The organism is Natrinema saccharevitans (genome assembly GCF_001953745.1).
GTDB lineage: Archaea > Halobacteriota > Halobacteria > Halobacteriales > Natrialbaceae > Natrinema > Natrinema saccharevitans.
This window is the reverse complement of sequence record NZ_LWLN01000001.1, coordinates 1507313-1521017: the sequence shown is the minus strand read 5'-3', so window position 1 is coordinate 1521017 and position 13705 is coordinate 1507313. Positions and strand designations below refer to the sequence as shown.

At 52.7% G+C, this 13705-nt stretch carries 12 protein-coding genes; 5 read left to right on the top strand and 7 right to left on the bottom strand.

Going from position 1 to position 13705, the window contains the following annotated elements:
- Positions 1–233 precede the first annotated feature (233 nt).
- Complete coding sequence (locus A6E15_RS07715) at positions 234–1145, bottom strand: hypothetical protein (RefSeq protein WP_076145224.1); 912 nt, start codon at positions 1143–1145, stop codon at positions 234–236.
- 312 nt (positions 1146–1457) lie between these two features.
- Here A6E15_RS07715 and A6E15_RS20290 point away from each other — a divergent pair, with 312 nt between their 5' ends.
- From A6E15_RS20290 to A6E15_RS07695, 4 genes are all read left to right on the top strand, one after another.
- Positions 1458–2123 (top strand): hypothetical protein, encoded by a 666-nt coding sequence (locus A6E15_RS20290; protein WP_139326574.1) that lies wholly within the window; start codon positions 1458–1460, stop codon positions 2121–2123.
- A gap of 181 nt (positions 2124–2304) precedes the next feature.
- Positions 2305–3087 (top strand): ABC transporter ATP-binding protein, encoded by a 783-nt coding sequence (locus A6E15_RS07705; protein ID WP_084177347.1) that lies wholly within the window; start codon positions 2305–2307, stop codon positions 3085–3087.
- 175 nt (positions 3088–3262) lie between these two features.
- The gene (locus A6E15_RS07700) at positions 3263–4843 is read left to right on the top strand and encodes a hypothetical protein (RefSeq protein ID WP_076145220.1); all 1581 of its coding nucleotides are present in this window, start codon (positions 3263–3265) and stop codon (positions 4841–4843) included.
- 507 nt (positions 4844–5350) lie between these two features.
- Complete coding sequence (locus A6E15_RS07695) at positions 5351–6292, top strand: glycosyltransferase family 2 protein (protein ID WP_076145218.1); 942 nt, start codon at positions 5351–5353, stop codon at positions 6290–6292.
- Here the strand turns inward: A6E15_RS07695 and A6E15_RS07690 are convergent.
- The 3 genes from A6E15_RS07690 to A6E15_RS07680 form a co-directional block, all read right to left on the bottom strand.
- The gene (locus A6E15_RS07690) at positions 6276–7040 is read right to left on the bottom strand and encodes an SAM-dependent methyltransferase (protein ID WP_076145216.1); all 765 of its coding nucleotides are present in this window, start codon (positions 7038–7040) and stop codon (positions 6276–6278) included. The two genes, A6E15_RS07695 and A6E15_RS07690, sit on opposite strands and share 17 nt — an antisense overlap.
- A 152-nt stretch (positions 7041–7192) precedes the next feature.
- On the bottom strand, positions 7193–7621 hold the full coding sequence (locus A6E15_RS07685; protein WP_076145214.1) for an SHOCT domain-containing protein: 429 nt from the start codon (positions 7619–7621) through the stop codon (positions 7193–7195).
- A 405-nt stretch (positions 7622–8026) separates the two neighbouring features.
- Positions 8027–8791 carry a class I SAM-dependent methyltransferase gene (locus A6E15_RS07680; protein WP_076145212.1) on the bottom strand — a complete coding sequence of 255 codons (765 nt, stop codon included), beginning with the start codon at positions 8789–8791 and terminating at the stop codon, positions 8027–8029.
- Between the two features lie 440 nt (positions 8792–9231).
- Here A6E15_RS07680 and A6E15_RS07675 point away from each other — a divergent pair, with 440 nt between their 5' ends.
- Positions 9232–10206 carry a UDP-glucuronic acid decarboxylase family protein gene (locus A6E15_RS07675; protein WP_076145210.1) on the top strand — a complete coding sequence of 325 codons (975 nt, stop codon included), beginning with the start codon at positions 9232–9234 and terminating at the stop codon, positions 10204–10206.
- A 201-nt stretch (positions 10207–10407) separates the two neighbouring features.
- Here the strand turns inward: A6E15_RS07675 and pepF are convergent, their stop codons facing one another.
- The 3 genes from pepF to A6E15_RS07660 all read right to left on the bottom strand — a co-directional run bounded on the left by pepF (position 10408) and on the right by A6E15_RS07660 (position 13686).
- Positions 10408–12201 (bottom strand): oligoendopeptidase F, encoded by a 1794-nt coding sequence (gene pepF, locus A6E15_RS07670; RefSeq protein ID WP_076145208.1) that lies wholly within the window; start codon positions 12199–12201, stop codon positions 10408–10410.
- 83 nt (positions 12202–12284) lie between these two features.
- Positions 12285–13088: a hypothetical protein gene (locus A6E15_RS07665; protein ID WP_076145206.1), complete on the bottom strand. Its 804-nt coding sequence runs from the start codon at positions 13086–13088 to the stop codon at positions 12285–12287.
- The gene (locus A6E15_RS07660; RefSeq protein ID WP_139326573.1) at positions 13081–13686 is read right to left on the bottom strand and encodes a hypothetical protein; all 606 of its coding nucleotides are present in this window, start codon (positions 13684–13686) and stop codon (positions 13081–13083) included. The genes A6E15_RS07665 and A6E15_RS07660 overlap by 8 nt, the downstream gene beginning before the upstream one ends.
- Positions 13687–13705: the final 19 nt, after the last annotated feature.

The following is a 13705-nucleotide window of genomic DNA, read 5'->3' as shown; positions in this document are numbered from 1 at the left end:
TCGGTAGTGGACGCACTCGTGACGGCGTACCGGGAAGCGGGCCTTGGAGCTCTTGCCGGTTCGTCGTGCCCGTTCTGCGTCGGAAGATTCTCTCCGGGTCCGATCAGCGAGTAGCAGCGACGCGGACGAGAATTCGATGCGGAGCCACACTGGCGAATTTCAACGTGTCATAGACGATGGTACTGGGGAGACGTCACATCCACGGTTCCCGACGTGGAACGGAACGGGGTCGTTCACCGAGAAAGAACCGTTTCGATACCGGACGCTGCCTTGTTCTTCGTCTGTGTCGCGAGCTGGCGTGCACGACGTAGTCCGTATTCCAGTTCGGTCCGTATCGGATACGTCAACCGTACCGGGATCGATCGAACGTGACCCTCGTTCCAGAATACGTAGTAACTGATCGATTGGTAGGGGAGGATGGATTCTACGTTCTCCGCTCGATTCCGGACGTACTCATTGATGTAGTCTGCTATGGCGGGATAGTCGTCAGCGGGACCGTGAAGGATCTTGACTTCTCCAGTCAACGTTTGCTCGTGAGAGATGCGGTGGTTGTATTCGGGGGGGAGCACGGTGTGAATGACGTCGTTGTAGTACAGCGCTTCACAAAAGGCTGCCTGATCGTTGATGCCTTCGATCCGTGTACTTTGTACGTGATATATCCATCTCCACTTATGGAATAAATCTAAGACCGAATCTGACTTCCGATAGGCAACCACACCGGTGTTAAGCCACGGGAACGCGTCCGGAGATGTCTCGAGCGTGTCCGGAACTGTCCCATACTCGTGTTCGAGTTTTCGGACCGTGTCGTGTGCCGCAGCTAGTTCGTACTCGTCGAGAAGAGCAAACAGGTCGTCGATCGCATCGCCGTCGACAACGTAGGTGTCAGTATCGAGGTAGAGCGTTCGTTCGAACGGCGATTCTCCGAAGAACTCGGGTTTTATACCGCCGCCGTACCGGTGCTTTCTCCAGACAGATTCCGGCTGTACTATCTTGATGTGTTTAAAGAGCTCGTCTCGGATGTGTGTCTTCGAATTTGTAATGAGACAAATAGGCCAATCACCCAGTTCGGATATCCGTTCAGCGGACTGGACGGCCAGTTGTCTATAAACGTCTCCAAACGCGATATATGTTATTCCGCGATCCATGAACCTGACTCTCCGATAATATTCCATACTTGCTCTATTTATTAAATACCTTCTATTCCCAGTCAAAAGGGACTAACTGGACGAGATAACGATACACGCGGCGGGGATAACTCACGAGCTAAGGGCTCCGACGTGTTCGAACGATTCGATCTGTTCGCACGTCTTGGTCCCCCGAAGAGGCCTCGAGCATCGCACCATCAGCTAGCGAACAGCATTATTTCTACACCACTCCCAGAATTTACCCGGCCGATTAACCTAAGTGCAAACACATTATCGTAAGAATTTACTGTTGTAATGACTATAAACGGAGTGATGATCGAAGAGGTACTAACCGGACTAATCGGCTGTACCGCCACATTATTCGTTATAGTCACGATCTGGAAATGTGCGTGGGAATCGCGCGAGGAGACGATGAAAGTGGAACGACTCAATCCGGCGCGGTACTTCGCACCGATCTATCGATTAGTACCGGACTGGAATCTCTTCTCTCCGCATCCCGTACAACACGATTACAAACTGCTCTATCGATTGCAGCGAGAAGACGGTGGCGTAGAAGACTGGAACTTTCTTTCTGAGATAACTGAGGTCCGAAATGACGGTCACCGACCAATCTGGAATCCGGACATGTACACAGCAAAATTACTCTACGACACGACGGATAAATTAACGGAAGGTATCTCGGAGCAATACGACTGGGACGAGGAAGAATGGGGAGAACTCGAAGAAATCGAGGAGGATCGCTACTTATTGACGACACCCTACATCTCACTGTTGAACTACGTCACGCATAGCGTGAGGGAAAGTCGCGACATACAGTTGAACGATACAGTCCAGTTCCTCGTTATGCGAGTGCGTGAAAATACTGACGAATATAAGCCGCTTTTCATTTCGCAGTATCATTCAGTATTTCCGAGAGTTGAACGGCACTCGAGTTCGTTCGTAGAGACATCCGAATCGACCCGTCACGTTTCGCCATAAATCGAGTCGACAAACCGATCTGAAGCCCTCTATCCCGGTCAGAACGCCCCGGGTGCCTATTCCTCGACGGTTTTGTCTATAACCTGTTTTTATAAAATCCATACATAATTCGATATATTTATATATTCACACAGTACGAAACAATTATGGTGGTGTGAACGACAACAATAACTGAGCAAATATGGAGAATGAGCAACAAATGCGCTCACCTCAGCGGGATTCAGATCACGCGATAACTGCTTACGGGGTCACAAAGCGCTACGACGACGAAGTTGCCGTCGAAGACCTCTCACTATCTATCCCGGCCGGCAGTGTGTACGGTTTCCTCGGACCGAATGGTGCGGGGAAAACTACGACGATGGAAATATTGACGACTCTCACCCAACCGACCGCAGGTAGCGCAACCGTTGCTGGTGTCTCGATCACGGATCGAGCAAAACTCTCTAAGCGTATCGGATATCTCCCCACCACACCGCCGATTTTCGACGAGTTAAACGCATGGGAGCAACTCCGCCACTTCGCCAGACTTCACGAAATCCCCGACGATCGCGCCGACGACCGGATCGAGGAACTGCTGACCGAATTTAACTTGCGAAGCGACGCACACCGTCGAATCGGCGAGTATTCGACCGGAATGAAAAAGAAGGTAGGTGTTATCAGCACGATCATTCACGATCCCGACGTCGTCTTCCTCGACGAACCGACGAGTGGTCTCGATCCGATCGCCGCTAGAACGGTGCGTGAGACTATCGACGAGTTAGCGTCCGACGATACGACGGTGTTCCTGTCGTCACATATTCTCCCAATCGTCGACAAGGTCGCCGACGAAATCGGCGTCATCCGCGACGGACGGCTCATCGCAGAAGGACCTGTCGACGAGTTGAAAGCGCAAGCTGAGCGTGGTACGGCTACTGATCTCGAGACTGTATTTCTGGAAATAACCTCCGACGAAGACGCGATTTAAACTAGCACCGAGCAACTCCGATCACCTTCGATAAACTATGGTAGGAGAAAATACGCCCGTCCAAGAATGTACCGAAGCGACTAACGATCCACGTGAGCGGATCAACCAGTCGATTCCCTCCGTGAGGGCGAGTTTAGAGCTCTCACAGGTCGATATCCGTCGTGGATACCGATGGATGCTCAGACAGGACTACTGGTTGCTCTTTTCCGTGCTCCTCTCTATCTTTTACGTTCTGCTGATCAGGGTCGCGTACACGTCTTCGGAAACAATCGGGACGGATTACCTACTGACTGGTTCTATTACGTCCATGTTCTGGGCAGGGTTCGGCGGATTATTCCTCTTCATACTGATTTTGAACGTATGGAGCGGTGTAAACGAGGAGAGTAACGTCACGAACAACAGCCATTACCTGACGATTAGAACGGTCCCGGACCTCGTTCTCGCTCACGTGATCTCATCTAGCGTGAAGTTTCTCGCAGTGGTGACACCGATCACCGTTGCAGCCGGTATCGGGTTCTCCGTCGGCTCCGAGTCGTACCAAAACGTGATAGGTTTCGTTGTACTGACTCCAGTACTGGTAGTGAGTGCAGTCGCCGCGGGATATCCGCTCGGGTTGATCATCAAAGGGATCGTCCGTCGCTCCCAGACCTTGCTTCGATACAAATCGTTGATCGGTCTTCTGCTCACCGGTCTCTATTTCGGCACGGCGGTGACCGGTTACTGGGACGCGATAATCGAAACCGGCGAACCGGCGTTGACTGCTCCCCCGCTTACGTGGTTCGGTGATTTAGCGCTGGTGACGGTCGCGGGTGAGGGAGCTACGCCGATTACGGCGCCCCTTCTGACCGGTTTTTTCGGGCTCTTGACAGCCATTGCGATCGGTTGTGCGATCCCTGCTGCCCGGTTCGCGTGGAGCGGCGACCTAGTGATCACCGCTGACGATTCTGAATCCGACGACGATAGCCTGCCCCCGGATCACCAGTTCGAAACAGCCCTCGCGAGAATATGTACTTCGCAGGGAACGTTTGCAATCGCGAGTACTACGCTCATTCGGCTGGTTCGTTCACCGAAACAAATCGTTTTCGTCGCCTTACCGCTTCTCGGCGTGATCCCAGCCGCTGAACAGTTCCTTACGACCGGCAGTCTTCCCTGGTATGCACCCTGGGCCGTCGTCTGGTACGGTGCGTGGACTGCTGGAACTGCAATCTCGTTGAATCCGTTGGGTAATCAGGGTGCAACACTACCCGCCGTGTTGTCTTCGCCGATCTCCGGGAGACAGATTGTCCACGGATATATCGTCGCTGTGTTGACTGCCGCACCGATAACGGTACTCTTCGCGATCGGGACCGGAATCGTAGCAGACCGACCACAGTCCGAACTAGCCGTCCTTGCCGTTGCTTCGGTCGTCGCTATCGCAATTGGAGCAGTTGTGTCGATCGGAATCGGAACGCTCTTTCCCCGGTTCCAAGAGTCCGAAATCGGCCAGTCGACGGTCGCAGTCCCACCAAGCAAGACCGCTTACCTCTTCTACTCACTCTTCTCCATGGCGATCGTGATCGCAGTCGCAACCATCAATTCCGAGATGGTCCTCGAGATCACTACTTCGCTGATCACGAGACTACTGCCGTTAGCTATCACCGTTTCAAACGATATTGTCGAGATAACAAGTTGGGCAATGATTGTTGCAATCGTGCTTTCAGTTCCGATCTGGTACCGAATCGCCGTCGATCGGCTTCACACCTACGAATTAGAGTAGGCCAAATCACGTCTTCGGTCGCGTACAGCGGCCGAATTCGTGACGAAGGCGATTCGATATCAACGCGGCTATACGACTATCAGGGACCGGACAGAAAGACACCATCCGGATCGCTCACCCGATAGTACGTTCTCGGGACGACTCGTGGGACGAGTGCCCGAACACGTCCCGTGGGAGTTTCCGGACCGATTCGACGGGCCGGCCGTTCGATGACGGTTTCTCGATGCTAGAACCACCACGAAAAGCGATAACTGGTCTCCGGTGACTACCGCAATTCTTTACGAGTGATATCACCGGGCCAGAGTACCGGTGAGACCGGACTTGAGATAGGTCTGTACTTCGGTAGTACGGATGCTGACAACTATATTACTGGGACAGGGCGCCCTCTGAGTCGTTTGCCGAGTAACACGTCCGGACCAGTTTTCGTCATCGGACGTCGAACTACACTAAGCAAGTCGTATTACAGAATAGAAACCAATATGTGAGTGCTAGTATCGATATCACACTATGAGCCTGCCGTCGGTGAACGTTATAATACCCACATATAAAAGAAATAATTCATTGGATCGGACTATCGATAGTGTGGTGAGTCAAAAAAGTGTTAGTATCGACATCCACATCGTAGATATGACACGAAATGAGAACGCTCGCCCCGTCGCAGATGAGTACGGCGTGAATTATACGTGCATCAATTCATACGAAACTGATAATAAAATCGAACAGGTTGCGATTGCCCGCGACAGAGGTATTCAGAAAACGAACGGTAGGTACGTGCTGTTTCTCGATGATGACGACGAGATACAGGCAAACGGTATTCGAATGCTCCTGGAAGCTATCGAATCGGGAGATTGTTCCGTCGCCTTTGCTCGCAAGCGGGATCTTCTCGATCCAGAAGCGATTCGCGAGTTCTACACGGGCGAGAATCCGATCGATCCCGACACAGTCCTCGAGTTCTGTCTTTCAGCACTGGCGGCTCCGTACGGTATCAGTGGAATGCTTGCGGAACGGTCCGCGATCGAATCGTTACTCCCGATGGCTGATTTTCCTCACGACGATATCGTCCCGGTTATAGAGCTCGTTCGATCGAACAAAGTGTGTACGATCGATAGAGAACTTATTACTAGTCGATCTGGCTACGGATTAAGCAGATCCGTAGATTGCAAAGCGGCGAGAATGGCCATTGTCGAGTATTACGATGAGCTCTACGACGCGTACCCCGACACGGTCAGGAAACGGGGTCTCGCACTCAAACACGCAATTGGTGCCCTCAAGTGCCTACAACAGAGCCGATGGTCGGCACACGCAGTTCGACACTTTTGGAAAGCTGTGCGCACGAATCCCGACGGATCGCCGTACGGACTCGTTTTCGCTTCCCTTTTCGGGAGATACGGTTTACGGAGCTACAAGAGCCGGTTTCCGAGCCCCTCCGGCTTCAACTGGCCAGTATAACGATCGATTCCACGTCCAGTGTGAGTTCTTCCGCACCTCTCGGAACGATAGTGACGTCCTCGAATCCCGCTCGTTTACACATGTACCTGAGTTCCGAAGGTGAATAAAGGTAATACTTAAGGGTCATACGATTTCGGTATCCGAATTCCTCCTCTTCTCTCGAGAATACGTCGATATTACTGTGCAGAACACCGTTTCCGATATCGTATCTAAGGTGCTGAACATTGAGAGCATCACGGTAATCTATAACGTATGTTCGTTCGAAGTCGTGGATCTGATTCGCCTTATTGATCATTTCGACCGCGAACACGCCGTCGTCGGAGAGGAGGTCGAAGACGTTCGAGAGAATCTCCTGATCCGTCTCTCGACCGTAATGACCGAACGTTACTCCTAAGTTCACGATGAGGTCATAGGAGTCGTCCCACTCCTCGAGATTGCGCATGTCGTGTTGGTGGATCGAGACGCGATCGTCGAGGTCGCGATCACTGGCGCGCTGGCGGGCCTCTCGAACGTATTCCCGCGAGAAATCGAGTCCGTCGACCTCGTACCCCCGTTCACCGAACGCCAGCACGTGCCGTCCCAGTCCGCAGCCGATGTCCAGGACCGACTCCGGCTCTACCCCGTATTCCTCTTTCACCCGGTTGAGAATGATATCCATCTCGTCCTCGGCTACCCCTTCTAATCGTTCGAGTCCTTCAGCAAAGAGGCTCGATTTGTCTTTGTAAAGCCTTTCCGTCCAATTTTTCATATTTGAAAATTGTATTCCAACATACAAAATTTTACTGGTTTGGGGCTCTGATTCTCCAAAGTAGTGTTCTGGATAGCGGTCGCAGGCAGACCGCGACGAGGGCAACGAACTGGCTAATAGCTGCGCAGATGTGATTACTTCAGTAAAGAGGGTTAGTTTTCATCTAGCTCCATCTCGGAATCATCCTCTTCAGGAAACTCGGTTATCGACTCACGGTGGTTGGCATCGAAGTCCGTCATATCTACGTTCTCCGATTCGAGTAATCGGTTGAGTTTGTCTTCGAACTCTTCTTCGGAGAGTTCGCCCTCAGCATACCGGCGTTTGAGCGTTTCGAGTGGGTCGTCTTGTGAGGTGTCAGTATCTAGTTGTTGGGCCTTCTCTCCACCCCACCATTCCTCGACCGTGTCTCGATCACCAAATAGGAGTGCTACTATCGGAGTCAAAAATAGCATCCCGACAAGGCCCAGAACGAACAACCACGGCTCCACGACGATTCCCAATACCATTAGAAACGCGAAGAGAAATCCGACGACTTCCGTTATACTCTCGCGAAGACGACCGAGGGAACCACTCTGGCTCATAACTCAGTGTACGATCCACGTAAAAAATTCGTTGTGGTTGAGCTACATAACTGTTGTTGTTGTGACCGGGTACTACGGGTTGGAGACGATGTCCGTGACGGTTTCCGAACGGACCGGATAGTCTCGATCAACAGTCAGTGTACCCGTCGGTATCCGATGCTGGTAACGCGGTTACCGCGTACGGACCTGACTCGGTTTTCCTTCCGATCTCCCACGAACTCCAGTGCGAGTCGGAAGCGTGACAAAATCCCTTCGACACCGGCGTTATAGTCCCTTTACGTCCTGCCGGTGAGGACGACACTGCCGATCGGTCGACGAGCCGGGAAGAGGGCCGATCCGCAGCCGTGTACGATTCGGAGCGAAATCGCTCACTCTCCAATCGAGACTTATATGGGACAAGTAACCTCAACTAGCAAGCAGCAGATACGAAGTTACATCGAGGGTGAGTTCCTCTCCATCGAGAGGAACGATATGAAACGATTCGAAACCGGCTAATTCGCACATATGCTTGAATTCTGCAGTCCAGTATAGCTGATGTTTCATAACTATCCGATCCTTGTACTGATACTCGTCTTCGATCTTCGCAAATAGATCAGTGATATTGTGCAACACCCCTTTCTCGATGTCGTACTCGAGGCGTTGAACGCTGAGTTCGTCGTCGAATTCAGTTACGTGACTTCGCTGGAAATTGTTCACGATGCCCGCGGCGTTAATCATTTCGACCGCGAACACGCCGTCGTCGGAGAGGAGGTCGAAGACGTTCGAGAGAATCTCCTGATCCGTTTCTCGACCGTAATATCCGAACGTCAACCCCAGGTTCACGGTGAGGTCGTAGGAGTCGTCCCACTCCTCGAGATTGCGCATGTCGTGTTGGTGGATCGAGACGCGATCGTCGAGGTCGCGATCACTGGCGCGCTGGCGGGCCTCTCGAACGTATTCCCGCGAGAAATCGAGTCCGTCGACCTCGTACCCCCGTTCACCGAACGCCAGCACGTGCCGTCCCAGTCCGCAGCCGACGTCCAGGACCGACTCCGGCTCTACCCCGTATTCCTCTCGAACCGTGGAAAGTATTCTATCGACCTCATCTTCCGTGTGAGGGTCGTGCCGTTCTAACACTCCCGCGAAGAGGCTCGATTTGTCTTTGAAGACGTCTTCCGTCCAATCGGCCATATTGCGTTAAAATAATTGAAGGGTTATAAAAATTAATATTTTAACAGAGGGGTTTGACGAGCATTTCGTCTCGCCTGCGCTACGAATCCACCCGCGGAAGCGTCCGGTTCGAGAACGAACAACGGTCGTCGTTCTCTACACGACCGGTCGGAAAAGACCGTAGCCAGTCGAATACGCAGTAGTCTTTTGCAGACGTCGTCCGGATCGGCAGATAGACCGCGTGAGCCGGTTGTGAGTATTTCAACGTCGTTCTTTCGGTTTAGAAATATCGAAATGTTAATAAAACTCCAATAATATAATAAGAGCAGGGATGTATCGGCAATCATCACTTCCGCATCGTCTATCGAGAGCGGCTGACGAAAGCAGAGCAAGCGGGCCCCGGTATCAGTGAGCACCATGATCGCTCGATCAACTCGACTGATTAGCAACGAGTATAGAAAATGAATAGAGTCTGTATTACCGGCGGTGCGGGCTTTATCGGTTCCCACCTCTGTCAAAGATTTCTCGATGAGGGACACGAACTGCTCGTCTTCGATAATTTTGTCACGGGCCGTCAGGAAAATATATCCAGATTTCGATCCCACGACCGGTTCTCGTTCCACAAGGAGGACATAACGGAGTCGATCACCGTGGCCGGTGATTTGGACTGGGTCATCCACCTCGCGAGTCTCGCGTCTCCGGCGTTCTACCAGGAGAATCCGATCGAGACGCTTCAGGTGGGAGCGATCGGAACCCAAAAGACACTGGAACTGGCGCTGGAGAAAGACGCGACCTACCTGTTTGCATCTACAAGCGAAGTCTATGGTGATCCCGATGTCAATCCGCAGCCCGAAGACTATCGAGGACGCGTTGATCCGTTCGGACCACGAGCGTGTTACGACGAATCCAAACGCTACGGTGAATCGTTAGTATGGAGCTTCAAAGAGCAGTACGGCCTCGATGTTCGCATTGCGAGAATATTTAACACATACGGGCCACGGATGCGTATCGATGACGGTCGCGTGCTCCCAACGTTCGTCCGGCAGGCGCTCACGGGCGAAGATTTGACGGTCTATGGCGACGGGAAACAGACGAGAAGCTTTTGCTTCATTTCAGATCTCGTCGAAGGCTTGCGTCGACTCCTCGCTAGTGACCTCCAGACCCCGGTCAACGTCGGGAACCCGGACGAGCGAACGATTCTCGAATTGGCAGAAATGTTACTCGAAATGACGGATAGCGAGAGTAGCCTCGTTTACGAACCCCTACCACCCCACGACCCACGGAAGCGCTGTCCCGATATTTCGAAAGTGCGATCGGAACTGAACTGGGAGCCGACGGTCGAACTCGAAGACGGGCTCGAACGAATGATCGACCACTTCAAATCGGTCATCAATTCACCGGTCTCCGATCCACCCACCGATGGACCGTCCCAGTAGCCAATCCGAGATCTAAACTGTCGGATACTGAACTACTCCCTCGTCAGAAATGTTTGGATCTAGTAACGTCTCTGTCGGCTTTTAGGATCGTCCGCTGCGTTCCGATACCCGAACCGTTGTGGGCTCGGTTCGACTCTGATCGATCTCGCTGGATCAGCGGAAGCCGGTCGATTGCTACCTCACCGCTTCGCCGATACGCGTTCAGGTCGCTATCGACTCGAGTTCATCGAGCCACGAGTCATATGCCTCGATAGCGAGTTCGATTGTCTCGGAACGGTGCATGTCGATGTCTACAGCGTCAAGTACGTCGAGCGGGTAACCGCGTCCACCCCGACGAAGCATCGACCGATAATCTGTCGCGGCTTCGGTCCCGTTCTCGAGAATGTCCTCGACGATGGCGAGAGCGGCCGAGATTCCTGTTGCGTACTGATAGACGGAGAAGGAGTTGAAAAAGTGGGAGATACGCATCCACTGTCGGGTGGCGTGGTCGTCGACCACGGCAGGTGAGAAGTACCGCGTCTTCAGATCCCGATAGAGTTCGTCGATTCGATCCGCAGTGAGCGGTTCCCCGGCTTCTCGAAGTTCGTGCACGCGGTGTTCGAACTCGGCGTGCATCGTTTGGCTATAGAGCATCGACCGGACGCGTTCTAGATATGCATCGAGGATCGAGGCGCAGAGCGTGACGTCGTCGACGGTCTCCAACAGATAGTGGACGAGCAGCGCCTCGTTGACGTTACTCGCTACTTCGGCAATGAATGTACTGTAGTGAGTGTAGATGTACGGTTGTGATTCTTGACTATACACGGAATGCATCGCATGGCCGAGTTCGTGTGCAAACGTATACATCGACTTGACGTCGCCCTTATAGTTCAGACGGACGAACGGTTTCGTGTCGTAGCTACCGATGTGGGCTGCACCCCACTGTTTGCCGGCAGTCTCGTAGACGTCGATCCACCCGTCGTTCAGCCCGTCCGCGAGACGATCACGATAGGTTTCCCCGAGCGGTTCAACTGCATTAACGATGTGTTCGCACGCCTGTTCGTAGGGTATCTCTGGTACGTCTTCCTCCATCAACGGAGCGTGGAGGTCCCACATGTGGAGTTTGTCGACCTTGAGCGCGCCTCGTTTGAGGCGAAGGTGGCGGTGAAATGGCTCGAGGGAGTCTGTAATAGTCTGAACGAGCGTATCGTAAACCTCGGTTGGGACGTTGGGACCGTCGAGGGCCGCTTTTCGAGCAGTGTCGTAGTTTCGTGCGTGTGCGTTTTTGACGTTAGTTGTGACTTGTTTCGAGTAGGCGGAAGCGATCGTATGGCGAAGTTCGTCCCACTCTCCACAGTACGTCTCGTAGACCCGACGACGGAATCCTCGGTCCGACCGCTTCAGTAGCGTCGAAAAGTTGTTCTGAGTTATCCCGATCGACTCGTTCTGTTCGTCTTCTACCGTCGGAAACGTGATATCTGCGCTCGTGAGCGTAGAGTAAATGGCACTCGGTGCAGACATCACGTCGGAGAGGTCGGCTAAGAGGGATTCGACCTCCGTTGACCGAGTGTGTGGTTTCATTCGTAGTATATCGTCGATCAGGACTTCGTACCGCTCAAGAGACGGTTCTTCCGCTGCGAACTCCGCAAATTCCTGTTCCGTCAGTTCTTGGATTTCCCGCCTGAGAAACGAGACCTTCGACCGGGCGGTGGTGGCGAACGCCTGCGCACGGGCGGACATCGCCTGCGCTGTTTGGTCTCGAGTGTCCTCGGAGTGGCGCATTTCTGCGTACACGGTGACGGTCTCGACGTCTCGAAATATCGTCTCGTACAGTTCGAATGCCTCGAGCAACGTCGACGCGTCTGTAGTAACGCTGCCCTCGTAGTTCGACAGTTCTTCGACACGTTCGGACAATTCGTCGACGGTTCGTCGCCACTCCTCGTCGCTCTCGTATACGCTATCGCGATCCCACGTGAATTCCGCCGTAATTTCCGAACGGTCTGGTATTATTTCCATACTAGCCATTTTTAAATTCACCATCGAAAAAGGTAGGGTATTCTCTGCTTCGACCGTCATCGAAAAAATCGCTCACACAGTTGTTATACACCGATACCGATGAGGGAATTCGCGTAATATAGAGCGGGATACGTGGCCGGGAAAATGAACACGAAGCTGTTTATCCCCATGAATAACGCGTTACTGAAGTGGAACAGTACGCCGAGTGCGAAGAAAACGAATATCGCCGGTTCAGGGACGACCAGACTGAGAGCGAACAATATTTCGAAGATAATAACGGCCCACCCGCAGACGAACGTTATCTTCGGGTATTCGGCAAGCGCGTTCCCATACTTTGTGGCCCACGTTTCCGTCGAAAGAACCCCGACTAGCGCGGAGCCGTCCCACCACGTTTTCTCCGTTAATTTTTGGACGCCCGGGATTAGATACCCGAGGATTCCTTGCGCTGCGATCCACAGTAGGCCGATCGCCTCAAGAGTACTCGAGGACGGTGCAGCCAGGGAAACGAACAGGCCGCTGGTGACGACTAACGCCATGTGGAATCCGCCGCTCAGCCCCGCATTGTGACGGAACAATATCGCCAACTCGGCGAAGAAGAGATATCCTACGAAGGGGGTGAGCAGCCACAATTCGCCCAGTGCCGCCAGAATCGTGACGCCGATACCGACGAGTATCCGGCCGAACAGTATCAACCGGAACCTGGCGAGGATCGGGTCCGAAATCCAGGAAAATCGCCTATCAGATTTGGTCATCTCGCGGATCGACCAGTCCATCATTCCACCGTCCGCATACCGCTCGGGTCTACTCAATAACTCGAGGGTCGTATACACGACGTGACATCCTGTGAGTACCGCCATGACGCGGAGAAGCGTGTCTACTTCAGGCATGGGACTTCACTTTGTGGTATTTGGAAATGAATAACGGTTTGAACTTCTCTTCGCGGTTGGATCCTCGCATAATTATCAGCTGTACCTGATCTTCCGGACCGACGTCTCGTTTGTCACGGACCCATTTCACTGTATAATTGAGGACCATCAGATACGGCGTCGTCAACTGGACCCGTTCGTCCTCAATTTGTGTCGGATTTCCGTACTCTTCTTCGTCAAAATCCAACTCCTCAGCGATGGACGCTGTCAACTTCGTCGCGATATCGAACAGCGCTTTCGTCGTGTACGTATTCGGGTTCCAAACGGATCGAAACCGGCCGGGAAGGTCCGTAACTTCTTGAATTTCCGTCCAATTTTCTACTTCCTGATTTCCGCGGCGTAAGCGGTAGAGAAGTTTATAATCGTACTGGACCGGTCTCGGTCCGAACATGTTCCAGTTCGGTGTTATCCTGTAAAGAATAGTTGGTTCTCGTATCAGGTTGAACAGTTCCGAATCCACGTTCTGTCGATGTGCGTCCCACGCGGATTTCCAGATGGTCGTAATTACTAACAGGGTTGTAATTCCTGCTGCCAGTACTGTTGGGGTACTTAATATCATCAGTATATTGGTTTCAGCA